The organism is Nitratireductor aestuarii, from assembly GCF_014641695.1.
Classification (GTDB): Bacteria; Pseudomonadota; Alphaproteobacteria; order Rhizobiales; family Rhizobiaceae; genus Chelativorans; species Chelativorans aestuarii.
The window spans coordinates 75,423-98,998 of record NZ_BMIF01000014.1; the positions used below are offsets into that span (position 1 = coordinate 75,423).

General features: G+C 61.5%; 23 protein-coding genes. 10 read left to right on the forward strand and 13 right to left on the reverse strand.

Translation table 11 applies throughout. The annotated features are described in order from the left end of the window. Nucleotides 1–31 precede the first annotated feature (31 nt). Nucleotides 32–1,186, forward strand: coding sequence for an enolase C-terminal domain-like protein (locus IEX27_RS18080; protein ID WP_188722494.1), 1,155 nt, complete (start codon nucleotides 32–34; stop codon nucleotides 1,184–1,186). A 48-nt stretch (nucleotides 1,187–1,234) separates the two neighbouring features. Here IEX27_RS18080 and IEX27_RS18085 read toward each other — a convergent pair whose 3' ends face one another. Further along, a complete protein-coding gene (locus IEX27_RS18085) occupies nucleotides 1,235–2,911 on the reverse strand; it encodes a N,N-dimethylformamidase beta subunit family domain-containing protein (RefSeq protein WP_188722495.1) in 1,677 nt (558 codons plus the stop codon). Nucleotides 2,912–3,165: 254 nt separating this feature from the next. On the opposite strand from IEX27_RS18085, the gene IEX27_RS18090 reads away from it, so the two are divergent. From IEX27_RS18090 to IEX27_RS18105, 4 genes are read left to right on the forward strand one after another with little or no spacing between them, the layout of a single operon-like run. Then, a complete protein-coding gene (locus IEX27_RS18090; protein ID WP_188722496.1) occupies nucleotides 3,166–4,263 on the forward strand; it encodes an ABC transporter ATP-binding protein in 1,098 nt (365 codons plus the stop codon). Continuing rightward, nucleotides 4,260–5,129, forward strand: a complete 870-nt coding sequence (locus IEX27_RS18095; RefSeq protein ID WP_188722497.1) for an ABC transporter permease — start codon at nucleotides 4,260–4,262, stop codon at nucleotides 5,127–5,129. The genes IEX27_RS18090 and IEX27_RS18095 overlap by 4 nt, the downstream gene beginning before the upstream one ends. Continuing rightward, nucleotides 5,126–5,926 carry an ABC transporter permease gene (locus IEX27_RS18100; protein WP_188722498.1) on the forward strand — a complete coding sequence of 267 codons (801 nt, stop codon included), beginning with the start codon at nucleotides 5,126–5,128 and terminating at the stop codon, nucleotides 5,924–5,926. Before IEX27_RS18095 ends, IEX27_RS18100 begins: the two co-directional genes overlap by 4 nt. 32 nt (nucleotides 5,927–5,958) lie before the next feature. Further along, nucleotides 5,959–7,008, forward strand: a complete 1,050-nt coding sequence (locus IEX27_RS18105; RefSeq protein WP_188722499.1) for an extracellular solute-binding protein — start codon at nucleotides 5,959–5,961, stop codon at nucleotides 7,006–7,008. Nucleotides 7,009–7,052: 44 nt separating this feature from the next. Here the strand turns inward: IEX27_RS18105 and IEX27_RS18110 are convergent, their stop codons facing one another. Both IEX27_RS18110 and IEX27_RS18115 read right to left on the reverse strand, forming a co-directional pair. Continuing rightward, nucleotides 7,053–7,856, reverse strand: a complete 804-nt coding sequence (locus tag IEX27_RS18110; RefSeq protein ID WP_188722500.1) for a shikimate dehydrogenase family protein — start codon at nucleotides 7,854–7,856, stop codon at nucleotides 7,053–7,055. A gap of 9 nt (nucleotides 7,857–7,865) precedes the next feature. Then, complete coding sequence (locus IEX27_RS18115) at nucleotides 7,866–8,513, reverse strand: class II aldolase/adducin family protein (protein ID WP_188722501.1); 648 nt, start codon at nucleotides 8,511–8,513, stop codon at nucleotides 7,866–7,868. 140 nt (nucleotides 8,514–8,653) lie between these two features. On the opposite strand from IEX27_RS18115, the gene IEX27_RS18120 reads away from it, so the two are divergent. Next, complete coding sequence (locus tag IEX27_RS18120) at nucleotides 8,654–9,907, forward strand: four-carbon acid sugar kinase family protein (RefSeq protein ID WP_188722502.1); 1,254 nt, start codon at nucleotides 8,654–8,656, stop codon at nucleotides 9,905–9,907. A gap of 24 nt (nucleotides 9,908–9,931) precedes the next feature. Then, the gene (locus tag IEX27_RS18125; RefSeq protein ID WP_188722503.1) at nucleotides 9,932–10,642 is read left to right on the forward strand and encodes a TetR/AcrR family transcriptional regulator; all 711 of its coding nucleotides are present in this window, start codon (nucleotides 9,932–9,934) and stop codon (nucleotides 10,640–10,642) included. Here the strand turns inward: IEX27_RS18125 and IEX27_RS18130 are convergent, their stop codons facing one another. The 8 genes from IEX27_RS18130 to IEX27_RS18165 form a co-directional block, all read right to left on the reverse strand. Then, a complete protein-coding gene (locus IEX27_RS18130; RefSeq protein ID WP_188722504.1) occupies nucleotides 10,643–11,674 on the reverse strand; it encodes an ABC transporter ATP-binding protein in 1,032 nt (343 codons plus the stop codon). After that, a complete protein-coding gene (locus IEX27_RS18135; RefSeq protein WP_188722505.1) occupies nucleotides 11,661–12,674 on the reverse strand; it encodes an ABC transporter ATP-binding protein in 1,014 nt (337 codons plus the stop codon). Before IEX27_RS18135 ends, IEX27_RS18130 begins: the two co-directional genes overlap by 14 nt. Continuing rightward, entirely contained in the window at nucleotides 12,671–13,513 is an 843-nt protein-coding gene (locus tag IEX27_RS18140; protein ID WP_188722506.1) for an ABC transporter permease, read from the reverse strand. The genes IEX27_RS18135 and IEX27_RS18140 overlap by 4 nt, the downstream gene beginning before the upstream one ends. Beyond that, nucleotides 13,510–14,538 carry an ABC transporter permease gene (locus tag IEX27_RS18145; protein ID WP_188722507.1) on the reverse strand — a complete coding sequence of 343 codons (1,029 nt, stop codon included), beginning with the start codon at nucleotides 14,536–14,538 and terminating at the stop codon, nucleotides 13,510–13,512. Before IEX27_RS18145 ends, IEX27_RS18140 begins: the two co-directional genes overlap by 4 nt. Nucleotides 14,539–14,565: 27 nt before the next feature. Next, nucleotides 14,566–16,155 (reverse strand): ABC transporter substrate-binding protein, encoded by a 1,590-nt coding sequence (locus tag IEX27_RS18150; RefSeq protein ID WP_188722508.1) that lies wholly within the window; start codon nucleotides 16,153–16,155, stop codon nucleotides 14,566–14,568. A gap of 75 nt (nucleotides 16,156–16,230) precedes the next feature. Beyond that, entirely contained in the window at nucleotides 16,231–17,274 is a 1,044-nt protein-coding gene (locus tag IEX27_RS18155) for a transketolase family protein (RefSeq protein WP_210315559.1), read from the reverse strand. Beyond that, entirely contained in the window at nucleotides 17,271–18,143 is an 873-nt protein-coding gene (locus IEX27_RS18160) for a transketolase (protein ID WP_188722509.1), read from the reverse strand. Before IEX27_RS18160 ends, IEX27_RS18155 begins: the two co-directional genes overlap by 4 nt. A 70-nt stretch (nucleotides 18,144–18,213) precedes the next feature. Continuing rightward, a complete protein-coding gene (locus IEX27_RS18165; protein WP_188722524.1) occupies nucleotides 18,214–19,416 on the reverse strand; it encodes an aminotransferase class III-fold pyridoxal phosphate-dependent enzyme in 1,203 nt (400 codons plus the stop codon). 185 nt (nucleotides 19,417–19,601) lie between these two features. Between IEX27_RS18165 and IEX27_RS18170 the strand changes: the two genes are divergently transcribed. Next, a complete protein-coding gene (locus IEX27_RS18170; protein WP_188722510.1) occupies nucleotides 19,602–20,276 on the forward strand; it encodes a GntR family transcriptional regulator in 675 nt (224 codons plus the stop codon). Nucleotides 20,277–20,396: 120 nt separating this feature from the next. Here the strand turns inward: IEX27_RS18170 and IEX27_RS18175 are convergent, their stop codons facing one another. Then, the gene (locus tag IEX27_RS18175) at nucleotides 20,397–20,789 is read right to left on the reverse strand and encodes a VOC family protein (RefSeq protein WP_188722511.1); all 393 of its coding nucleotides are present in this window, start codon (nucleotides 20,787–20,789) and stop codon (nucleotides 20,397–20,399) included. A 93-nt stretch (nucleotides 20,790–20,882) separates the two neighbouring features. Then, nucleotides 20,883–22,553: a cis-3-hydroxy-L-proline dehydratase gene (gene lhpI, locus IEX27_RS18180; protein ID WP_188722512.1), complete on the reverse strand. Its 1,671-nt coding sequence runs from the start codon at nucleotides 22,551–22,553 to the stop codon at nucleotides 20,883–20,885. Between the two features lie 233 nt (nucleotides 22,554–22,786). Between lhpI and IEX27_RS18185 the strand changes: the two genes are divergently transcribed. Further along, nucleotides 22,787–23,068 (forward strand): hypothetical protein, encoded by a 282-nt coding sequence (locus IEX27_RS18185; protein ID WP_188722513.1) that lies wholly within the window; start codon nucleotides 22,787–22,789, stop codon nucleotides 23,066–23,068. 210 nt (nucleotides 23,069–23,278) lie between these two features. After that, nucleotides 23,279–23,576: helix-turn-helix domain-containing protein (locus IEX27_RS18190; protein WP_188722514.1), on the forward strand; the 298-nt coding region annotated here is incomplete at its 3' end.

A 23,576-nucleotide genomic window follows, 5' to 3' on the forward strand; every position in this document is an offset into this window, starting at 1 on the left:
TTGCGGCAGAGATCAGGGAGCTCCATCAACGATGACTTCAATTGCCGATATCCGTGTCCGCCTCGTGCCATTCACGTCCCATGAGAAACGGGACAGCCAGGGCCACCAGCATTATAGCGAACCTTATACGTCCAAGATGGCGCTGCTGACGATCGTCGCCGATGATGGCACCGAAGGGCACTGTTTCTCTGCGCCTGAAACAGTCCGTCCCTATATCGTCGAACGGCACCTGAAGCCCATTCTGCTCGGTCAGGATGCATTCCAGCGCGAGAGGCTGTGGCATGAACTGGTGGACGCCCAGCGCTCGAGCGGCGGACACCTTACGGACAAGACAGTGGGCATCGTGGAGACGGCGCTCTGGGACCTCGCCGGCCGCAAGTTCGGCATGCCGGTTTACAAGCTGATCGGCAGCTATCGCGACAAGGTTCGGGCCTATGCCAGCATCATGTGCGGCGATGCCAATGAAGGCGGCCTCGCGACGCTCGACGACTATGCGCGGTTTGCGGAAAAGCTCGTGGCGAAGGGCTACAAGGGCATCAAGTTGCACACGTGGAACCCGCCCTTGCCCGGCGCGCCCGATCCCAAGCGTGACGCAGCCGCCTGTGCTGCCGTGCGCGAGGCCGTCGGCCCGGACATTGCGCTGATGCTGGACCCGTTCCACCGTTACAGCCGCAGCGACGCATTATGGCTCGGAAAGCAGATCGAGGCGCTCGATTTCCTGTGGCTAGAGGAACCCATGTATGAGGGCTCCATCAGCTCTTACGCCTGGCTTTCGCAGAACCTCAACGTGGCCGTGTGCGGACCGGAGACGATCGAGGGCCGTCACCAGATCCGCGCGGAATGGGCCAAGGCCGGCGCCTGCGATATCCTGCGGGCGGGCGTTGCCGATCTCGGCGGCATCACCGCAACGCTGAAGGTGTGCGCGCTGGCGGAATCCTTCGGCATGGAATGCGAGATCCACCACGCCGGTCCGGCGGCACTCACCGTCTGTGCTGTTGCACGTAACGTCGGCTGGTACGAGCGCGGGCTGCTCCACCCCTTCATCGACTATGAGGAAAAACCGGAATATCTCCGTCGCCGACCCGATGAACTGGATCAGGACGGCTACGTCCACATGCCCCAGATCCCGGGAGTCGGATTCGACATCGATTTTGAATATGTCGAACGTATGGGTGAACCCGCCTGACATGAAAGGGAGGGCTGCATCGAACGCAGCCCTCCATAACCACCATGATCAGGCTTCGGAAAGCCCGGCGGAGAAGCGACCGAGCGCATTGCGCGTGATCTGCTCGGTGAAGGCGTCGTGGCGGGTGAGGCCCATGATCCACTCGCAGGAGCCCGCGGTAAGCACCTCTCCCTTGCCCCGCTTCATGCTGACAACCATGCCGGCACCGTATTGGAACTTCCGCCGTGCCTCGGCAAATTCACCCGGCGCAAGCTCTGCAAGCCCGTTCAGGTCACTGTCGCGGACGTAGTAGCGCGCGCCCTCCCCTTCGTGCTCGTATTCGAAGAGCACGGCCGGGCTCATCGCTAGGATCTCGATATTGTCGGGAACGCCCGGCGCCTCGACCGCATAGGGCAGCCCCTGGCGGAACGTGTAATCCAGGCCGTCGACCTCGTAGCCGAAAATCCCTGCCTCCGCACCGAAGACATCGCCGTAGCGCAGGTCCGTATCCTTGAAAGCCCAGTGCTCGGGCCGGTAGACGGTGAAGCCGCGCGAGCCGCGTGGCGCAAAGCCGCCCCAGCTGCCGTACATGCCGTGGCAGCCATTCACGCCGACGGTGGAGGCGCCCGGCCAGTTGACCGCTTCGCTTTCCCATGAGGCGGTAATCAGATGACGCTTGGCTGGATCATTGCGGACAGGATCCATGGAGGGAGCCTTGAACTTCCAGCAATGCTGCTCGCTGCCCTCGTTCTCAAGGCGGATCTGCCACAGGAAGTTGCCGCCCAGTCGCGCAAAGCCGCCGCCCTGCTCCACGAAGTCTTCGACCTTCTTCCGCATGTCCCACGACCAGTATTCATCATGGCCTACGGTGACCAGACATGAATAGTTGTCGAGGATTTCCGGCCGATAATGCAGATCGGTCTGAGTTATGATGTCGAAGTCCAGGCCTTCGCGTTCGGCCCATACCGCAAAATGGCGGTCGAACTGCGCCCAGCCCGCCGCGGCATAATATTGCCCCCAGCCGCTGGAATAGCCCCACTCCTTGGAAGGGTAGCGCGGCGCATCGTTCATGTCGGGCAACCGCTCCACCGAGATGCGCGCCGCGCCTTTCGGCAGCCAGATCATGCCTCTGGTCCACGGACGCTTGAGGCTCAGGATCGGAGAACCCTCATTCTTGTTTGGACCCCAGGTGCCGAAATAGTGGTTGGCGCCGCCCCAGTCGTTATAGGCTGTCCATGTACCAGTCGCGAGCATGAGGAGAATGGAGCCGCGACGAGTCTCAGCCGTCGGGCGGACGACGACGAAATGATGCTGCACGAAGCGCTCGCCACTCTTCCGCAGGCAGGTGGAAACCACGCGGTAGAAGCCTGCCCGCAGGTCCTTCGGTATCTCCCATTTGTGCAGGACCGGCCAATCACAGCCGTCCATGTAGGCGGTCTCCGACGTCTTGGTGAACTCACCCGGCATGTCGAAGCTTTCGTGCACCATCTCCGGACGATAGCCGTCCCGGTAGATCTGCATCGACCATTTGTCTGCGGTGGTCGAGACATGGAACTCCACCGTCTCTCCCGGATCGTAGGAAATGCGGTCGGTGTAGACGAAAACTTCCGCCAGTTCCGGGTCTTCGCGAGGAAACTGGTAGCGATAGTCCGAGAGAAAATGCTCGTCGCCATATCCCTTGCGCACCGCCCAGGGCTTGATGGCGTGCGGCCCCATCTCAGGAAAGCGGAATTCCTTTTTCTCCATAATCGTCTACTCTCCTCACCATGTGTCCGTGCGGTCTGACGGGCTGGTCCCATCCGCATGGCAATCTCGAACGGGACCTGCATACTGTCAAGCGCGATTAGTCATATGTTCTTCGACTATCGCGGCTGGTTCCTGGGCTCCTGAGCGCGCGATTAGAGGCTATTGCCACAATATTCCACACCTTAATCAAAATACTTGAGCTTTCTGATATATCGTGTAGCGTTCACGTTCAGGAGCGGTAGAGGGAGTAGTGCATGGCAGTCGAAGCAGCACCGCAATCACGAGGCGCTTCGATCGAGATCGAGCACCTCGACAAGTATTTCGGTGCCGTAAGGGCGGTTGACGACGTTTCACTATCGATAGCAGCAGGAGAATTCATCGCCCTGCTGGGGCCGAGTGGTTCGGGAAAGTCGACCATCCTGATGAGTCTTGCAGGGTTCGAAAGACCCACAGGAGGCCGGATTCTCATCGACGGCCAGGACTGCACCTATCTTCCTCCCTACAAGCGCAACATCGGGATGGTGTTTCAGCACTATACGCTGTTCCCGCACCTGAGCGTGATGGACAATGTGGCGTTCCCGCTCAAAATGCGTGGGATCTCCAAGGCTGAACGGCGGCGGCAGGCGGAAGCCGCGCTGGAGACCGTCCGCCTCGCCGGATACGGTCAGCGCATGCCGAAGCAGCTTTCCGGAGGGCAGCAGCAGCGCGTGGCGCTTGCGCGGGCCATCGTATACCGCCCCCGCGTGCTGCTGATGGACGAACCACTCTCCGCACTCGACAAGAACCTGCGCGAGGAAATGCAGCTTGAGATCAAGCGGCTGCATTCCGAGCTGGGTCTCACCGTCGTTTTCGTTACGCACGATCAGAGCGAAGCCCTGACAATGGCCGACCGCATCGCCATCCTCAAATCGGGCCGTTTGCAGCAGGTTTCCCCCGCACGCGAACTCTACGAACGCCCCTCGAACCTGTTTACTGCGAGCTTCATTGGCGAAATGAACATGCTGCCGGCCGAATGGGACGGCCGCACGGCTAGCCTGCCCGGCGGAGGGGTTATGGAAGTCGGTGCGAAGTCCATGATCGACCCCGTGGGCCCCGGCAAGTCGGTCCTCGCGATACGCCCCGAGAGGCTCTCCATCGCGGCGCCGGACAGCGCCGGCTCCTGGCCGGCCACGGTTTGCGATGTCATCTACGCGGGCGCCGGTACGCTGGTGATCGCGGAAATGCCTGGGGGAACCGAGGTGCGTGTCCGGCTACCCAGCAACGCCGTGGGTTCTCTCTCCCGGGGAGAGGCCATAGGGCTCACCTGCCCACCCGATGCTGCCCTGCTCTACAGCGCGGAGCAGGCCACATGAGCGCGGCGGGCTTCTTTGAGGCTGATGGCCGCCGCCTCTCGCGGGGCGGCATCATGCTTCTCATGGCGCCCTTCTTCGCGCTCATCCTCTTTGCCTTTCTCTATCCGCTCCTGAGCCTCATCTCGATCTCCTTTCTGGAGCCTGCGCCGACGCTGGACAATTACCAGCGTGTGTTCGAGAACCCGGTCTACGCCCGCGTGCTGATGCGCACGCTGCGGATTGCCGTCCTGGTCACCCTCCTGTCTCTCGCCCTTTCCTTTCCGGTTGCACTCGCCATGGCTCACGCCCGGGGTCCGAAGGCAGTCTTTCTGGCTGCTTGCGTGCTGCTGCCCTTCTGGTCATCCGTGCTGGTGCGCACCGCCGCCTGGGCCGTGCTGCTGCAGCGCAACGGCCTGATCAATCAGGGACTGCAGGCGATTGGCCTGACCTCGGAACCATTGCGTCTCCTCTACACCCAGGGCGCTGTGGTCATTGCCATGACGCACGTGCTTATGCCGTTCATGGTCCTGCCCATCTACGGCGCCTTGCGGAACATCCCGCCCGACTATGGCCGTGCGGCGGCGATTTGCGGAGCGGGACCATTGCGCGCCTTCTGGGAGGTGACACTCCCGATCGCAATGCCCGGCGTCATCGGCGGATCGATCCTCGTCTTCCTCACCGCGCTCGGCTTCTTCATCACGCCAGCGCTGCTCGGCTCGCCGCAGGAAATGATGATCGCAACATTGATCTCACAGCAGATGCGCGAAATCCTCGACTGGCCGTTCGCCGCTGCGCTGGTGGGGGTGCTGACGCTCTTCGTCACCGCCGTGACGCTCGCCTTCAGCCGCGTGTTCCGCTTCGACCGCATGATGGGAGGGCATACATGAACGCCCGAACGCTGCTGCTCAACGCCTATGTCTATGCGGTTCTCGCCTTCATCCTGGTGCCGATCCTGATCATCCTGCCGATGGCGTTCAGCGAGACGCAGTATCTCACCTTCCCGCCCCAGGGTTTCACGCTGCGATGGTTTGAGGAGTTCTTCAACAACCGGCGCTGGATGGACGCGACATGGTTCTCGCTCAGGATTGCAGCGCTAACCGCCGTCAGCACGGCCATCATCGGCACGATGGCAACCTATGCGCTCGTGAGGGGAGCAGGCAGCCTCGGCACGATCTTCCAGGCCCTTCTCATCGGTCCCATCGTGGTACCGCACATTGCGCTCGCCGTTGCCCTCTACCTGTTCTTCCAGCAATCCGGGCTGTCAGGCACAACCATCGGCTATGTGCTGGCGCATACGATCATCGCCCTGCCCTTCACCGTTTTCACGGTGTCCGCGGCGCTGAGCAGTGTCGATCCGGCCCTTGAGGATGCCGCGATGAGTTGCGGCGCAACGCGGTTCACGGCCTTCCGCCTGATCACGCTGCCCATCATCCTTCCGAATGTGATTTCGGGAGCCCTTTTTGCCTTTATCATCTCGTTCGATGAGCCCGTCATCGCCTTCTTCCTGGCAGGTATCCGCGACAAGACGCTGCCGCGGATGATGTTCGATGACATCGAGCAGAACCTTACGCCGGTGATCCCGGCGATTGCCGTGCTCCTGACGGTGCTTTCGATATCGGTGCTGCTCGGGGCAGCCATCCTCCGACGAATTGCTGCCCGAAATGCAGTGACGGTGGACACCTAAACCAAACAGGGGATGCAAGAGAGGAGAACAACATGCGTGGACGAAAGCATATTCAGGCGCTGATCGGCGCCACACTATTGGCAGGCATTGCCCTGCCCTCAATGGCTGACGAGATCGTCATTGCGACGACCGGCGGTCTGATGCGCAACGTGCTCGAAGAGCAGATGTACATCCCGTTCAAGGAGAAAACCGGCACCGAGGTGATCCCCTTCGACATCGAGGTTCCGGACCAGTGGGCGCGTGCCGAAGGCATGGTCCGCACCGGCAATGTCGAGTTCGACATTGTCACCGCAACCGGCCCGGACCTCGTCGACAAGGCTGACATCCTGCTCGACATCCCATGCGACAAGCTTGAAAACGTCGTCAAAGAAGCGCTACCCGGCGCCTGCCAGCCGAAGGGCGTGGCGCGCACCACCGGCGGCATGGTGCTGACCTACAACGCAGAAGTGTTCAAGGACAAGCAGCCTGCTTCCTGGGCTGACTTCTGGGATGTCGAAAACTTCCCCGGACCGCGCGGCCTTCCGGATACGGGCGACCGTGACTGGTGGCTTCCGGCGATTGCGCTCGTTGCAGATGGCGTTCCCAAGGACCAGCTGTTCCCGATGGATATCGACCGCGCCTACAAGAAGCTCGACGAGATCCGTCCGCATATCGCCGTGTGGTGGAAGACCGGCAATCAGGTCCAGCAAATCATGCGCGACAACGAGGTCGTCATGACCATGTCCTATTCGGGCCGGTCGCTCGCCACCATCAAGGACGGTGCACCATTTGCCATGGCCTGGGATGGCGCAATCCGCGACACGGGCTACTTCGCCATTCTGAAGAATTCACCCAATCCTGAAGGTGCGCTCGCCTTCATCGACTTCTTCTACGGCAATTCTGAAGGGCACCCGACGTTCATCAGCACTGTCGGTTACGCAACCTCGTCCAAGTCGGGCCTGGCGCAGCTGCCCGAGGAGGAACAGAAGCTCTACGCAACCTACGCGCCAAACTACGAGCTTCTCGTTGATCCCGACTTCAAGTGGATCGGCGAGAACCGCGACATGCTGCGTGAGCGCTGGACGAACTGGCTCGCCCAGTAAGCGAAGCTACAGGCCGGGCAATGCCCGGCCGAAGCCTTTTCAGCTCATAGCAGTTCGAGGAATTTTGCGACGAGCGCCGGCTGCGGTTCCATCATCGCCTTTCCGGGGATCGTCTTGCAGCCCTTCGTTGCGGCTGTCTCCAGCAGCTTTGTCACCGCCGGTTGCATCACCACTTCCGCAACGACCGCCTCTGGCACGATGAGGTGTTCGGGGACAGGACGCGGGTCACCCTCCTCCATGCCGAGGGCCGTTGCATTGACAATCATGTCGAACTGGCCGGCTTGAAGGCCATCAAAACCGGCAAGAGCATTGACCCGGACGCCGGGGAAGCGGTTGCTCAACTCGCCGCCAAGCCTTGCAGCTTTCTGAAGATCCCGATTGACGAGCGTGATGGACGCACAGCCCTCCGCTGCCACCGCGTGCGCAATGGCCTTGCCAACGCCTCCGGCGCCAGCCTGCAAGATTCGCTTTCCCTTGGCCTCAATGCCCTCAGCGCGCAGTCCGACGACGAAGCCTGCGCCATCGACATTGTGACCGAGCAGCCGGCCATCCGGAAAGCGGCGCACGAAGTTCACGGCGCCCATTGCCTGCGCTTCCGGCGTGACATCATCAAGGTACCGCGCGATCTCCGTCTTGTGCGGGATCGTGACGCCAAAGCCGATGACGTTTTTCAGGCATCGTATCGTCTGCACCGCCATCTTCAGGTCTTCCGGAGCGATCGAAAGCGGCGATACCGCTACGTCGAGTCCTTCGCGCTCAAATGCCTGGTTGAGGACATCGGAGCCGACGATGTGGCCCACCGCATCGGCCAGGATGAACATGATCCGTGTTTGACCCGTAATGCGCATGGCGGCTCCTCAGGCAGGCAGCGGAATGAGGCCGTAGTTGCGGTAGCGCTCCGCCACCTCGGCCATCTCGGTTTCGTTGAGCAGCACCGGTCCACCGGCCTGCAGCGCCAATAGATACTGTCGCGCGAGCGTCTCCAGCTTTACTGCCAGGTCCAAAGCATGCTGCAGATCCTTACCCATGACGATCATGCCGTGGTTGGCGAGGAGACAGGCGAAATGACCTTCCAGCGCCTCCAGCGCGGCATCCGCCAGGCGGCTCGATCCGAAAGGCTCGTAACGCGAGCACGGGATCGTGCTCCCGCCGAAGCTTGCGATCATGTAGTGGAAGGGCGGGATGGGCTTGCGCAGACACGAGAGCGCCACGCAACTGTCGGCATGCGTATGAACGACGGCATTGGCCTCCGGTCTCGTCTTCAGGATCTGCGTGTGGAAACACCATTCGCTCGACGGTTTGCCGGGGCCGCGCACTTCGCCCTCAAGCGAAATATCCACGATTGAATCGGGCTTCAGCCAGCTCGACCGACCTCCGGTCGGCGTGATGAGAGCGCCGTCGCCGTTGCGGACGCTCACATTGCCCGTCGAACCTTGGTTCAGACCCTTTTCCTCGAGGAACCGCACCGCATCCACGATCGCGCCACGCGTCTGGTCCGCATCCATCCAATCCTCCCACATCCGCATCTGTTGAAAAAGATTTCGATTAGGTCATCCTGATCTTGCACGCATTATGCTAGAGTTCAACGGAAGTTGCGCCTATCGTCAGAAGTATATTCGAATAATCTCGTTTTTGGGGAGGACGCATGCCGGCGTTGGGGATCATAGCGGACGACTTCACCGGGGGGCTGATGATCGCGGGCTATATCGAAGCTGCGGGGATCGAATGTCCGGTGGTGTTCGACACCGACTGCCTTGGCGATGCCCTGGACGCGCCGGTGGTGATCGTAGCGACCAGGACCCGTCTTGCGCCAGCGGCTGAGGCCATCGCGGAAGTAAGCAGGATTGCCGACCTGTTTGATCGGGGCGGCGTCGAACGCATCGCCTACAAGGTCTGCGCCAGCTTTGACTCGACCGATGACGGCAACATCGGGCCAGTGGCTGATCTGCTTGCGGAACGCTATAACCTTTCGCAGCTTCTGTTGAGCGCAGGTTTCCCCCGTTTCAATTCCACCGTGCATCAGGGGTATCTGTTCTACAGGAGCCGCCTGGTTTCGGAGTCGATCAAGCGCTTTGATCCGCTTACGCCCATGTCCGATCCGGACATGGTTCGCACCCTGTCGCGGCAGACCCGGGAAAAGGTTGGGCTGCTCAACCATGGCGCCCTGCTCGCCGGTAGCGATGCTTCACTCTCTGTTCTGGCCGAGCTCGCCGCGCAGGGAACGCGCTACGTCCTGATGGACTGTTCGGATGATGCCGATGCTGCCGCAGGTGCTGCCCTGGCCGTTGAACACCGCGCAACCATCGGCAGTGATGCGCACATTATCGAAGTGGCGAAGCTGGCAGCCCGCGATGTGAAGGGCGCGCGGCCTCCCTTGCCTGATCACGCAAAGGGTCCTGCGGCAGTGATCGTTGGCAGCGTGGGACCGGTGGCCACGACCCATCTCGCCGTTTTTGGGGAAAGCTATCCCGTCCATCGGATCGACCTTCTGGACCCGCGTTCCGAAGAGGCCATCGCCAACGATCTGGTGGGACAGATCCGCGACGAGATCGACGTGCGTCCCTTCGCGGTGGCGACCGCAACCGGGCCGGACGATGTCGAGCGCGCCCAGGCAGCCCATGGTCCGCTCAAGGCCGCCCGGCGTGCGGAACGCATTCTGTCTCTCGTGGCAGCCCGCCTGGCTGAACTGGGGATTACCCGTTTCGTTGTGTCTGGCGGAGAAACATCCGGCGCGGTGGTGGAAGCGCTCGGGATTGGTCAGGTGCGCGCGCTTCCGGAAAACGAGCTCGGCACGGGCTTCTGCATCGCAGACAGCCCCCGAGAGCTTTCGCTCTATCTGAAGCCTGGCAAGCTTGGCGTCGATGACATATTGCTTCGCGCCATTGACGCTATGGCGTAGCGAGCTGAAAGCATGGACAATCGCATGACCTCTACACCCAATGCTCAATCGGCGAGGCCAATGCGCAAGCGCGGAATAGAGCGTTACAAACTCCTGCTTGATGCAACCGAACGGCTGCTGGAAGAGCACGGCGACGAAGACATCAGCCTGGCCCAGATTGCCGAAGCTGCCGACGTGCCGCTCGCTTCCGTCTACCATTTCTTTCCGAACCGCAATGCAGCCTTCGTGGCGCTTGCGCTGCGCTTCAACGAGGAAATCTATCAGCTGTCGATCCAGCCGCTGACCGATCCCGAGCCGCAGACATGGCAGGAGCTGCTCGACATGAAGCACGCGCGCGCAGCCGCCTTTCAAAACTCGCGGCCAGCGGCCCTGCGCCTTTTCCTCGGCGCCGGAGTGAGTGTCGCCGTCCGCAATGCAGATTTCGGCGGGAATGCACGCATTGCCCGCAGCCGCGAGCGGATGTTCGAGGCCTATTTCCACATGCCCTACGTTCCCAATTTCGCTCGGCACCTCGAAGTGGGGGGTGCGGCAATGGACGGTGTGTGGGCGCTTTCCTACGGGAAGCACGGCACCATCACTGAGGAGTTTCGCAAGGAAGCCACCGGGGTCGCGATCACCTATCTGCGGCGTTTTCTGCCGGAATACCTGCCACGCAAGCCGCTGACCCAGAAGGCGATCGACCGGATCTACATTTCGCTCGACGAGATGCGGGACAATCCCTTCGCGGAGGAGTAACTACCCATCTGGAGTCCCGACGGGGAAATGGCAGGCAAAGTGGCTGCCCTGCCCCTCCTGCCGTAGTTCCGGAATGACCTGCGCACACATAGCCTGCGCACGAGGGCATCGCGTACGAAACCGGCAACCGGAGGGCGGATTTGCGGGGCTCGGTACATCGCCGGAGATCAGGATGCGCCGCCTCGAGCGCTCCTGCTGGGGATCGGCAATCGGAACAGCTGACAGTAGCGCCTGCGTGTAAGGGTGGCGCGGATTGGCATAGATTCCATCGCGGGTACCGATTTCCACGATCTTGCCCAGATACATCACCGCGATCCGATCGCACAGGTGGTGAATGACCGAGAGGTCGTGTGCGATGAAAAGATAGGACAGCCCCATTCCTTCCTGCAGGTCCTTCAGGAGATTGAGGATGCCCGCCTGAATAGAAACGTCGAGCGCCGACACGGGCTCATCGAGGATGACGAGTTCGGGGTTCAGGGCAAGCGCCCTGGCAATGCCGATGCGCTGACGCTGCCCGCCGGAGAACTCATGCGGGTAGCGGTCTGCGTGCGCGCGGTCGAGCTTCACGAGGTCCAGCAGCTCCTCGACCCGCGCATAACGCTCCGCCTTTGTCATGGAGGTAAGCCGGAGCGGTTCTGCAATGATGTCCCGGACCCTCATGCGCGGGTGCAGTGACGCATGCGGGTCCTGGAAAACGAACTGCAGACGCTGGCGCAGCGGCCGCACCTCACTCGCACGAAGAGGTGCCAGATCGGTGCCGTCAAACAGGACCTGCCCCGCGGTCGGCCGCATCAGCCTCGCGACACACCGGGCAAGCGTTGACTTGCCGCAGCCGGATTCACCAACCAGCCCCAGCGTCTCACCTTTCAGAACATCGAAGGAAACATCGGACACGGCCCGGACTTGACCGGTAGCCCGACCGAAGAAGCTCTTCCCGACGGGGAAGTCCTTGACCAGTCCCTTCACTGACAACAGCGGCTGGCGGACCTGTGCTTCTGGCCGCACTGGGCTGATCTGATTACCGGTCAGCATTGGCAGCTTCCATTGCGCTGGTTAGGGGCGGCAGCTCCTCGGCGCGGTGGCAGGCGCTCAAGGAAGGCCCGACGGAACGAAGCGGCGGAATTTCGGTAAGACAACGCTCCACGGCAAAGGCGCAGCGCGGGTGAAACGCGCATCCCGATGGTCGCATCGTGATGGGAGGCGGCGCACCCGGTATGGCATCAAGCCGAGGTTTCGGTCGGCCCGGATGCGGCAAGCTTCCAAGCAACCCACGCGTGTATGGATGGCGAGGCCAGGCGAACACTTCGTCCACCGATCCCTGCTCCACGACGCGGCCGGCATACATGATCGTCACCGCACTGGCGGCACCGGCGACAACGCCCAGGTCATGTGTCACCAGCACGATACCAACACCCTTCTCGGCCCGTAGCCGTTCCAGAAGTTCCATGATCTGCGCCTGGATGGTGACGTCGAGCGCTGTCGTGGGCTCGTCCGCAATCAGGAGCGACGGCTCGTTTGCCATAGACATTGCGATGACGACGCGCTGGCGCATTCCACCGGAGAATTCGTGCGGATATTGCAATGCGCGCTGTTCGGCCATGGGAATGGCGACGAGCCGCAGCAGTTCGACGGCGCGCTCCTGCGCGCTCCGTCGTGTGATCTTGCGATCGTGCAGCCGGATTGCCTCGGCAATCTGATCGCCTATCGTTAGCAGCGGATTGAGGGCCGACATCGGGTCCTGGAAGATGTAGCCGATCCGCGCGCCCCGGATGCGGCGCATCGCCCGCTCAGGCTTGCCGATCAGTTCCTCGCCTTCGAGCCGGACCGAGCCTGACACGCGCGCCGATGGAGACAGTAGCCCCATGATCGCAAGCATCGTCACACTCTTGCCCGACCCTGACTCGCCCACGACGGCGTGCATCTGCCCCCTCTCGACATCGAGGTTGATGCCGCAGACGGCCTGAAATTCCGCGCGGCCGTGCGAGCGGAACGCGACCTTGAGGTCCCGGACCTCCAGCAACGGCTCCCTCATGGCGACCTCGGATCAAGGTAGTCGCGCAGGCCATCGCCAAGGAAATTGAACCCCAGCACGATCGTCAGGATCGCGATGCCGGGACCGGCAGCGATCCACCATCGATAGAAGTGCAGCGCGCCGTCGGAAATCATCTGTCCCCATTCGGGCGTCGGCGGCACGGCGCCGAGCCCGATGAAGGAGAGGCTAGCGGCAAGCAGGATGACCTGACCGAAATCCATGGTCGCGTTGACGATGATCGGGCTCCAGCAAAGCGGCAGGATGTGCTTGAAGAGAACCCGGGACGGCGTTGCGCCTGAGGCAATGGCCGCCTCGACATGTTCGCGCTCACGCACGGCCAGCACCTGAGCCCGCATCAACCGGGCATAGATCGGCCACCAGACAATGATCATCGCGATGGCTGCATTTGCGAGGCCCGGTCCGAGCGCTGCCGTCACCGCCATGGCAAGGAGGATGGCCGGGAAGGACAATGTGACGTCCACCAGCCGCATGATCGCTTCGTCGACGATACCGCCAACGAAGCCCGCGATAGCACCGAGTGTGCAGCCGATCACCACCGCGCTTGCGATGACCGCAGCTGCGATCGGGAGCGAGTGGCGGACGCCGTAGAGCGTGCGGGTGAACACGTCACGGCCGAGCGCATCCGTTCCAAGCCAATGCTCGGCACCCGGCGGCACGAACCGTCGTCCCGCCAGCATGGTCGGGTCGTAGGGCGCCCAAAGCGGCACCGTAAGCCCGATGATGATCCAGGCCATCACGATGAACCCGCCAACCACAACGGGGAGCGTCGCCCACTGGGGCAGCGAGATCTGGTGACGGCGTCCGGCGACTTCGCTCATTGCGCAGCCCTCGCGCCGATCTTCACGCGCGGATCAACAAGCGCATAGGTGATGTCGGTGACCAGGTTGGAGATCAGGAAGGCCATGCCGCCAACGATCGTCACGCCGATGATGGCCGGGTGGTCGAGCCCGCGCGCAGCCGCCACGGCGTAGGAGCCAATTCCGGGCCAGGCGAAGATGGTCTCGGTCAGGATCGCCCCAGTAATCAGGTAGGCGAAGGAGAAGCCGAGGATGGTGAGCGTCGGCAACATGGCATTGCGCAGGGCGTGATGGAGCAGAATGCGTAGCTCCCCTGCCCCCTTCGCACGCGCCGCCAAGATGTACTCCTGACTCAGCACATCCAGCATCGAGGCCCGCACCATGCGCGAGACGATGCCGGTGACGGTCCAGCCCAGCACACATGCGGGCAGGATCATCTGCGCCAGGACGCTCCGAAACGCTGCCCAATTGCCGTCGAGCAACGTGTCGATCGTATAGAAACCGGTGACAAAGGGCGGCGCTGGCATGCGGCTGTCGATGCGTCCGGGACCGGGAAGCCATCCCAGCTGAACTGAAAAGATGAAGAGCACCACGAGGCCCAACCAGAAGACCGGAATGGACGAGCCGAAGAGGGCAACGAGGCGCGCCAGGTTGTCAGGCGCCCGGTTCTGGAAACGGGCAGCGATCACGCCAAGCGCTATGCCGAAAAGCGTGCCGATGATCATGGCGGCGATGACCAGTTCCAACGTGGCCGGCAGCCTTACCAGAAGATCCTGAGCCACCGGCTGGCGCGTGCGAAACGAGGTGCCGAAGTCGCCGCTCAGGAGGTTCTTCAGGTAGACGACGTATTGCTCCGGCAGGGATCGGTCGAGGCCCCAGCGCTCCCGCGCAGCGGCCACCACGGCCGGATTGTTCATCTGGCGTTCGCCGATGATGGAGGTAAGCGGATCCGCCGTGGTGAAATGGGTCAGAAGGAATGCGACCGTAATGACACCAAGCAGAAGAAAAGGCATCGCGATCAAGCGTCTGGCAATGTAACTGAGCATCGCGATGCCCCTATGCTGTGGTGTCCCTTATTTCCGGCTAATCTCTGCCAGCGGCAGGTTGCAGCACGCGCTGTAGCGAACACCCTCGATGTCGTTCCTATAGGCCAGAACGAGGTTCGGGCTGACCACAGGCACAATGATGCGGTCCTTGATCATCTCCAGCGCGATCTCGTGGTAGGCCTGCTCCATCGCCTCACCCGAAGACGAAAGCGCCTTTTCAAGCAGCTCGACCTCACGCTGGTTGACAACGTCAACCTTGCCCTGGCCGCCTGCATTGCGCTCCCACCAGGAGTCCGGGATCATACCGAAGAACTGCACATACTGGGCCGAGCCGTAGTAGTCGGGAGCGTAGAAACGGGCGGAGAAGGGAATGCCCGGCTTGACGATCTGTTCGCGCCATACGGCAGATGCAACCGGCTGGATGTTGACCGTCACGTTGATGCGCGACAGGTCCTGCTGAACCTTCTGCATCAGCAGAGCCAGATCCACCCCATAGACATTCATCGAAGCGACGGTGGCGTCGATCGAGAAGCCCTTGTCGAGACCCTTGGACGCCAGCAGCTCCTTCGCCTTCTCAAGATTTTCCTCCGGCATGGGAAGACCCTCGGTGCCGGGGAACCCATTCGGGATGGGCGACGCCTGCATCTTGCCTTCACCGCCAACGGTAAAGTCGATGATGCCCTGATAATCGATGGCATAGGCCAGAGCCTGCCGGACTTCGAGATCCAGCGGCACCTGGTTGGCTTCGGCGCCGGGCGAGAAGACCACGTAGATGAAGTTGTAGGATGGCACCGTCTCGATGACGATGTCAGGCGAATTGATGGTCGACGCCGTGTCAGGGTCAACCTGCATGGCGATGTCGGCCTGGCCGCTCTGCAGCATCTGCGCCTGGCTTACGGCATCGGCGACCTGATCGATCACGATCTCCCCGATAGGAGGAGAATCCTGCCAGAAGTTTTCGTTGCGGACGAAGCGCAGCTCATCGTCAGGCCGGTAGGTCTGGAGCACATAGGGTCCGCTGCCGGCGGAATTGGCGAGGAACCAGGTTTCTGCCTGATCCGCCGTTGCCGCGTCCTCGCCTGCGGAGGCGCCATTCTCCATGGCCACATCGCTATTGATGATGCCTACGTAGGGTGCTGCCAGAATTCCCATGAATTCGGAGTTGGGGCTCTCCATGTTGATGACCACCGTCTTGTCGTCCGGGGTCTCGATGGATTGCACGCCGGCCATCATGAAGGATGGATCGCCCTTGACGTTCTTCAGGCGCTCGAACGTCCATTTGACGTCCTTGGCCTCTACCGGACTGCCGTCGGAGAAGACTGCATCGGGAGCGAGCTTGAAGGTGAATTGCGTCTGGTTCTCGTTGGCCGTCCATTCGGTTGCCAGTGCGGGAACCACCGACTTCTCATCCGGCCCCAGCTTGACCAGGCCCTGATATGTGGCGCTGAGATAGATCTGGCACGTGTCGCAGAAGGCGCGATGCGGATCGAGCGAGTTGATCTCGAGATTGCGCGCGATGACCAGCGGCTGCTCTTGCGCAAAGGCTGGCAGCATGAAGGTCGACGACGCGGCAAGCGCCGCAACCCCCGCTAGCAGTCCGGTGAAATGCGGTTTCATTCACTCCTCCCATGTGATGATCGAAGACCCTGCCGTCTGTTTTTGTCGTTTCGGCCGCGCCCCCAAATCGCGTTGCTAGGCTTTTCCCTCCAGAAGCTCACGGGCAACCGCAGCTACCCCCTCCGCGTCCAGCCGATAGTGCGCGTAAAGCGCTGCAGGCGGGCCGATCAGCGAATATTCGTCCATGATGCCGTGCCGGCGGAATGGGATGCGGGCTTCTTCGACAAGCACCTCAGCCACTGCACTTCCCAGTCCCCCGATGATGTTGTGCTCCTCGACCGTCAGGATCGCGCCGGTCTCCCTCGCAGCGGACCGTACCGCCTCGGCATCGAGAGGCTTGATCGTGTGCATGTCGACCACCCGCACGCTGATCCCCTCCTCTGCCAGGCGGTCGGCTGCGGCCAGCGAGGCGTGGACCTGAGATCCCGTGGTGATGATCGTCAGGTCCGTTCCTTCACGTAGACGGATTGCCTTTCCGAAGGCAAAGTCGGATGGAACATCATCATAGACGGGAGCATCGCGGCCGCGCCCAAGCCGGATGTACATGGCCCCCGGATGTTCGACCGATGCACGCAGGATGGCGCGCAGCTGATTGGCGTCCGCCGCGCAGACCACCGTGAGGTCGGCGATGGTGCGCATCATTCCCAGATCCTCCGTGGAATGATGGCTTGTCCCGTAGAAGCCCATCGAAATGCCTGAGTGGTGACCGACGACGCGCACCTTCATGCGGGGATAGGCGCAATCGGTTCGGATCGCTTCGGCACCGAGGATGGCGCAGAAGGACGCGAAGGTTGCAACGTAAGGGATGAGGCCGCACGAAGCCATGCCGGCCGCAGCCGTGATCATGTTGCGCTCGGCGATACCGAAATCGATGAACCGCTCCGGATGCCGGTTGGCGAAGTCTCGCGTCCGGCTGGAGTTGGCGAGGTCTGCGGTGGCGACCACGATGCGGGGGTCGCTATCCGCGAGGTCTGCCAGCTCCTCACCGAGGATGAAAGCCGGCATGGCTTTCGCCGGCGTTCCCCTGACGGAGCGCTCGTCCTTCAGCCGCAGTTCCGTGTCGTCTCCGCGAAAGAGCGTGCTCTGATCCTGTCCGACATTGCCCTTGGAGCCCATCATGCGTTCTCCTTGTTGCGTGGCTGCAGTCCGGCCTCGATCTCGGCCCAGGCATCGTCATAGTCCTGGCCGACGAGATTGCCGACGTGCCAGTCGAGCGACAGCTCCATGTACTTCACCCCGCGGCCCTTGATCGTATCGGCGACGATCATCTGCGGCTTGCCGCGGCCTGCCGGTTTGAGGTCGTCCAGTGTCTGCAGGATCGTAGGCAGGTCGTGCCCGTCGATGCGACGCACATCCCATCCGAAGGCGGCAAAGCGTTCGTGGATCGGTTCGACAGACATCACCTTTTCGGTCGGTCCGTCGATCGACAGCTGGTTTCGGTCGACAATTGCCACAAGGCCCTGGAGCTTGAACTGGCCGGCAGCCATAGCCGCTTCCCAGATCTGCCCTTCATTGAGCTCCCCGTCGCCCAGCATGCAGTAGGTCCGGTAGTCTCGCCTGGTGATCCGCCCGGCAAGCGCCATGCCCACGGCGACGGAAAGCCCATGCCCAAGCGATCCGGAGGAGAAATCGATGCCGGTGATCTTCTTCATGTCCGGATGATCGCCGAAGGCGCTGCCCAGACGCGTGAAGTTGTCGAGCTCCGTCGGTGGGAAGAAGCCGAGGTCGGCAAGGATTGGATACAGCCCGATCGCTGCATGCCCCTTGGACAGGATGAACCGGTCGCGATCCGGCCATGTCGGGTTCTGCGGATCGATCCGCAGATGCCCGTAATAGAGGGCCGACAGAAGTTCGGCGCAGGAGAAGGTGCTGGAATAGTGCCCGGCACCGGCGATCCGCGTCAGCCGAAGCGTTTCAAGACGCACGAACTTGGCGCGGTCGGCCAGGTACTCCACCGACAGATTGCGGCGATCCTCCCAGTCTGACATCGCAGTCGCTCCCTTCACGATACATGATATATGTCCTGATGGACGGGTCAATCGTCGCTGCAGTCTTTCGCTAGAGCGCGTTAGCGGTCGCCCTCAGGGCCTCGGCACTGATCTCAAGCGTTTCATCGATGATTGCGGGTGTGTGCGCGGTCGACAGGAACATCGTATGGACGGGATGGAAGAAGACGCCCCTTGCGAGCGCCTCCAGACAGAACCGATTGCCGATCCGCCGGTCGTCATCCCCTTCGAACAGGAACACCGGCATCTGCACCGGACCGCTCTGCCGCAACTTCAGGCCTAGGCTGTCCGCCTGTTTCTGCAGCCCTTCGCGCAGACGGAGCCCCATGGCCTCCATGTGGGCAACGCCGTTGGTGTCGCGCAGCTTGGTGATGGTTGCGATGGCAGCCGCCATCGAGACGCCGGCAGTCCAGAAGGAACCGGTCGTGTAGATCTCCGTCGCAGCCTTGCGGAAACGGTCGGAGCCCGTCACGGCAGCAAGCGCGTGGCCATTGGCGATCGCCTTGCTCCAGGCCGAAAGATCGGCCCGCACACCGACAAGCTCCCAGCTACCGCCGATGTGAAGTCGGAAACCTGCGCGCACATCGTCAACGATCAGCGCGGCATCCGCCTGCGTTGCAAGTTCGCGCGCACGTGCGGCGAAGGCGCGGGTTGGCAATATATGCTCCTTGCCAACATCATGCTTGAAAGCGGAAACGATGATGCCCGCGAGGTCCTGCCCGGCCTGGTCGACCGCGGCTTCAAGGCTGGCAATGTCATTGTAATCGTATTGGATCAGGTGCGCCCGATCCTCTTCCGTAACGCCGGCCACGGAGGGTGTGCACCACGGGATTGCGCCATGATACGCGCCGCGAGCAACAAGGATCTTGCGCCGTCCGGTTCCGGCGCGCGCGATGGTCACGCAGGCCGTCGTGGCATCGGTGCCATTCTTGGAGAAGAGGGCCCAGTCCGCGTGCGGGATGGTCTCGACCATCAGCTCGGCCAGGTCGACCAATGCTGGTGTGGGTCCGTTGAGCCCGTCGCCCATTTCGCGCTGCCTTGCGGCTGCAGCCTCGACATCGGGATCCTGGTAGCCGAGGATCATCGGGCCCCAGGCGCACATGTAATCAATGTAGCCCCGGCCGTTTGCATCCCAGGTACGACAGCCTTTGCCGCGCGTGAAGTACTGAGGATATCCCTCGGGAAGCCGCTGGACATGCTGATGCCCCCACATGCCACCAGGTATGACTGCCTGCGCACGACGACGCAGTTCCATGTCGTAATCGTTCGCACCATCCACGGGACCACCCTCCTCCAGATTCAGCTTCACTTTTGATATATCATGTATCAAAAGTGAGCAAGGGTTGAGTTATCGTCAGGAGGCCGCGCACTGGACGCGCCTGACTTTTCGCTTTACCCAGCTGCCTGGAATGCACTGCGTCTGCCCAAGGAACCCCGCCAATGATTGGAGAAACTGGTATCCAGACCAGAAGCCTCTCGGCCCAGATCTACACTCACCTGAAGAACCAGTTGATGTCGGCCCAGCTCCATCCTGGTGACAGGCTGAAGATCCGGGAGCTGGCGCAATCGCTGGGCACCAGCGAGACCCCTGTCAGAGAGGCGCTTCTGCAGCTGGTTCAGGACCGGGCGCTGGAAATGAAGCCGGGGTACTATATCCGTGTCCGCAGGCTGACCCTGCGTGAATATATGGAGCTACGTGAGATCCGGCTTCTGCTGGAACCCCATGCCGCGGCCAAGGCGCTGTCTCACGTCGACGATGCCTTCATTGACCGGCTGGAACGCTGCCATGAGTCCCTCATTCGCGCAGAGCACGAGAAGGACTATCCGACCGCTCTCATGGCGAATTACGAGTTCCACTTCTCGGTCTATCGCCAATCGGGAATGCCGCAACTCATCGAAATCCTCGAAAGGATATGGGTGCAGACCGGACCGCTGCTGACGCTTCTCTATCCCTCAGCCCCCCCGACCTACGACGGGCCGCATCAGCACCTGAACGTCATTTCCGCTTTGCGCAACCGGGATGCAGCAGCCGTGGCGGAGGCATTCAAGGCCGACCTCATTGAAGGCGGCCGCCGCTTTCTGGGCTATCTGGAATCGATCGAAGAGGAAGCCTGAGAGGGCTACAACAGTTCAGACTTTCACAGAAACTCTGAACTGTTCCAACTCTTTGTTTTCTCCCGGTTCCGGACGGAAAGCCGGTTCCCACTCTTCCTGGAACCGCTCTACGGAGCTTCGCTACTGCGGAATGTTTCGCCGCTCAATCAGCTCGATATACTCACCATCCGGCCCGTAGAGAAATGCTGTCCGGATACCAGGCTTTCCCTGTGTCGGACCGACGGCCAGCGCTACTCCGATCGAGTCGAGATGCCGTACGGCCTCGTCCAGATCGGACACCTGCAGCCCAATATGTTCCAGCCCCTTGGCAGGGATGGCCGATGCGCTGGCGGCCTCCGCGGCTGCGTCCTCGATGAACAGCCGAACGCCGCCCAGTTCAAGGACTATGCGCGTGCGGCCATTCACTTCGGTCGTGGAGACGATGTTGGCTCCAAATGCGTCCGCATAAAATCTGGCTGAGACATCAGAGGCGCTGGATTTGACATGCAGGTGGTCAAGCTGGACAGCAATCATTCGGTTCACCGTTAACTGAGCTGATCTGGAATAAACCTCAAAATCACCGCTCCTGAAAGTGCCGTCGGAACCCGTTTCATCTGACGGCATCAATCAGGATACCCATTGCGGAAGTTCCTTGGCTGCACGGCCCGTCAACGCGGCACTGACGCATTGCGCCAGATTGCCAAATCGCACGGCTCGGCCGGACAGTCCCGGTCCGTAGTGGGCGTATTTGCCGGAATTCGTCATGACGGTTCGCGCTGCAGGCGGAAAGACAGGTTCAGAGATTGAGCACCAGCAGAGGTCTGAAATGACCTGGACGCCACTCTGCTCCAACGCCTCCAGAACACCTTCTTCGCGCATGGCTTGAAGAGTGTCGCGTCCAACGGCGACAATCGTCGAAATCACCGTCTTGGATCCAGCAAGCCTCGCTGCAAGCTCACGGCATTCATCCAAAGAGGCGTGCGGACTTCCAAGAGCCACCAGATCGACGTCCTCTGGACCCTCGTTGAGCATCCGCCACGCTGCCTGCATATCTCCAAGCGTGATGGGAAGATGATCAGCGTCGCCATGGATGGCGTCGGCTTCCGGCGTAACCCCTTCTATGTGCAGCATCGGGGCCGCAGAGGTGGTGCCAAAGGCGCCGCAGAGTGCCTTCAACTCCGCCTGCCCCGGATGTGTCCCCTCAAGCCCCCGCAGAACGGGAATACGATCCGGCGATGCCTTGCCCGCGAGATAACCGATCAAGGGCCAGAAGGCGTCGTCTAAATTGGCGGGCAGCTCGATGTCGAGAATGCGCATCGCCTGCCGGTGTTCGTCCAGATAGACGCCTGAAAGAGGAGCCCGACCGGTCAAAGCGATGCAGAGATCAAGGAAATCCGGATGCTTGGCTGTCCGAGCGCCTAACACGCTGTTGGCATAGACAACGGCGTTGGATTCCGCCCATGCGATGGCCTCGCCGGCCTTGGGTGAACTCTCCAGAAGGTAAGGCGCACACGTGAAGCTCGGCGCGCATCCCATACGCACGTAGGCGTCAGCTAATCGTTGAGCGGGGTTGCCGAAAGCCGGAGCAACGCCCTGCGCGCGCCAGTTTTCCCGGTCCACCGAGATCGCGTTCATGGTGGTGGGTACGCAAACCCTGGCCCCGAGTTCAGCGAAGGCTTCAGCAAAGGTCAGGTTTGCCGGACTGGCATAGATGCAGCCGTCGATATGGGCCTGAGAAATATCGATCAGACGCGTCGCACCCTGTTGAATCGCCATCGCGCAGATGATGCGCATGGCCTGCTGCGCGGCAACGCCTCTAGCGCAGGAAAGCAATGCCTCGTCTGCATCCGTCAGTTCCAGGGCAGCGGCTGCCGGAGGTGTAAGCTTCAGCTCAAGCTCACCGGCAATAAGCACCTCTCTCGTGATGCGAGCCGACTTCTCCCGCGCTACCGCTGCAAAGGCGTCACGCGACAGCCTCAGCACAGGGAGTTTTCGGTCGAACATCTCCGCAGCAACCAGGGCCCCGAGCGTTGCGACGTCCTCGGGTTCGGAAAAGATCAGAGCTGCGGGGGCTCGACTCGAAAGCGCAAGATCCAGCAGAACACCGGACCCTGAGCAGGATCCACGCGTCGCTGGCATCATCAGGATCGTACCGCTGATCATGTGTCCATGAAGCGGGTGATGAACGTCTATCACCGTGCCGGTTCCAGGGTCGACTCCACCCCAGAAGCTCAGCGCTTCTTCACAGGCGAGTATCTCGCCTTCAGCGGCGCCCGGGAGGATTGATCGTGCATGCATGGCCGTATGGGCTTTCGCTATGTTGGCAACGGCCCCTGCGAGGGGGCCGTCTGATCTGCCCTCGCAGTTTAGCCGGATTGCACCGCAGGCTCTTCGTTCTTGTTCGCCCTGCCTGCGGAGTTAGGTAGAGGACACCCCGAGCTTATGCATCTTTGAGAGGCCCGTAGTCTACACCGGACCGTAGGAAGCAATAGCTGCAGCAACCAACGCTAGTTTGAATTGACTGGGGCAAATTGCCTGCCGATGCTCGTCGTACCGCCAACGCGTTCAGCGACTTCCTCAAGGCTTTCGTCGATGATGAAAGATCTCTGCACTCGAATAGTTCAACTCTCCCCGAAAACAACCGGCCCGCTGTGCGCGATCGCGTAACTAACAACGCAAAAATCCTAAGCGACAAACAAAAAAAGCGCCGGGCTTGTGCCGCGGCCCGGGCTTGTGCCGCGGCGCTTTATATTTTGGTTGCGGGGGCAGGTGAACCGTTCGTCGGGGAATTGATCCACTGGATCAATTCCTGATCCTCCTCACCCTTCAGGTTCTGAGACTGGCCGAGCTACCGGGGCGCCGCATTGTTCAACATACACGCGCTGACGATTGGTATCGAATGAGATTGGCACCGAACAAAAAAAGCCCGGCGCGTTGAGCGACCGGGCTTGAACGACCCGAGAGATAGGTGACGTTTTGTACCGGACACATAGGTAACACTTCTCGCTTTTCGGGAGGTGTTGATGCCGTGGAAGGAGTGTTCGGTTATGGACGAGCGAGTTCGTTTTGTCGGCCGTCTTCTGGAGGGCGACAGCATGAGCGGGGTGTGCCGGGAATTCGGCATCTCCCGCAAGACCGGCTACAAGATCTGGGACCGGTACCGGCAGGAGGGAATGGACGCGCTTTGCGACCGCTCGCGGCGCCCAGTCCGCTATGCCAACCAGTTGCCGGCGCAGATCGAGCGGCTGATCGTGGAGACGAAGCGGGACAAACCGCACTGGGGTGCCAGGAAGATCCGCGAGCTGCTGGTGCGCCGGCTTG

Coding starts and splice junctions, on each gene's coding strand:
- IEX27_RS18080 (WP_188722494.1), top strand. CDS start 32: ATGACTTCAATTGCCGATATCCGTGTCCGCCTCGTGCCATTCACGTCC.
- IEX27_RS18085 (WP_188722495.1), bottom strand. CDS start 2,911: ATGGAGAAAAAGGAATTCCGCTTTCCTGAGATGGGGCCGCACGCCATC.
- IEX27_RS18090 (WP_188722496.1), top strand. CDS start 3,166: ATGGCAGTCGAAGCAGCACCGCAATCACGAGGCGCTTCGATCGAGATC.
- IEX27_RS18095 (WP_188722497.1), top strand. CDS start 4,260: ATGAGCGCGGCGGGCTTCTTTGAGGCTGATGGCCGCCGCCTCTCGCGG.
- IEX27_RS18100 (WP_188722498.1), top strand. CDS start 5,126: ATGAACGCCCGAACGCTGCTGCTCAACGCCTATGTCTATGCGGTTCTC.
- IEX27_RS18105 (WP_188722499.1), top strand. CDS start 5,959: ATGCGTGGACGAAAGCATATTCAGGCGCTGATCGGCGCCACACTATTG.
- IEX27_RS18110 (WP_188722500.1), bottom strand. CDS start 7,856: ATGCGCATTACGGGTCAAACACGGATCATGTTCATCCTGGCCGATGCG.
- IEX27_RS18115 (WP_188722501.1), bottom strand. CDS start 8,513: ATGGATGCGGACCAGACGCGTGGCGCGATCGTGGATGCGGTGCGGTTC.
- IEX27_RS18120 (WP_188722502.1), top strand. CDS start 8,654: ATGCCGGCGTTGGGGATCATAGCGGACGACTTCACCGGGGGGCTGATG.
- IEX27_RS18125 (WP_188722503.1), top strand. CDS start 9,932: ATGACCTCTACACCCAATGCTCAATCGGCGAGGCCAATGCGCAAGCGC.
- IEX27_RS18130 (WP_188722504.1), bottom strand. CDS start 11,674: ATGCTGACCGGTAATCAGATCAGCCCAGTGCGGCCAGAAGCACAGGTC.
- IEX27_RS18135 (WP_188722505.1), bottom strand. CDS start 12,674: ATGAGGGAGCCGTTGCTGGAGGTCCGGGACCTCAAGGTCGCGTTCCGC.
- IEX27_RS18140 (WP_188722506.1), bottom strand. CDS start 13,513: ATGAGCGAAGTCGCCGGACGCCGTCACCAGATCTCGCTGCCCCAGTGG.
- IEX27_RS18145 (WP_188722507.1), bottom strand. CDS start 14,538: ATGCTCAGTTACATTGCCAGACGCTTGATCGCGATGCCTTTTCTTCTG.
- IEX27_RS18150 (WP_188722508.1), bottom strand. CDS start 16,155: ATGAAACCGCATTTCACCGGACTGCTAGCGGGGGTTGCGGCGCTTGCC.
- IEX27_RS18155 (WP_210315559.1), bottom strand. CDS start 17,274: ATGATGGGCTCCAAGGGCAATGTCGGACAGGATCAGAGCACGCTCTTT.
- IEX27_RS18160 (WP_188722509.1), bottom strand. CDS start 18,143: ATGTCAGACTGGGAGGATCGCCGCAATCTGTCGGTGGAGTACCTGGCC.
- IEX27_RS18165 (WP_188722524.1), bottom strand. CDS start 19,416: ATGGAACTGCGTCGTCGTGCGCAGGCAGTCATACCTGGTGGCATGTGG.
- IEX27_RS18170 (WP_188722510.1), top strand. CDS start 19,602: ATGATTGGAGAAACTGGTATCCAGACCAGAAGCCTCTCGGCCCAGATC.
- IEX27_RS18175 (WP_188722511.1), bottom strand. CDS start 20,789: ATGATTGCTGTCCAGCTTGACCACCTGCATGTCAAATCCAGCGCCTCT.
- lhpI (WP_188722512.1), bottom strand. CDS start 22,553: ATGCATGCACGATCAATCCTCCCGGGCGCCGCTGAAGGCGAGATACTC.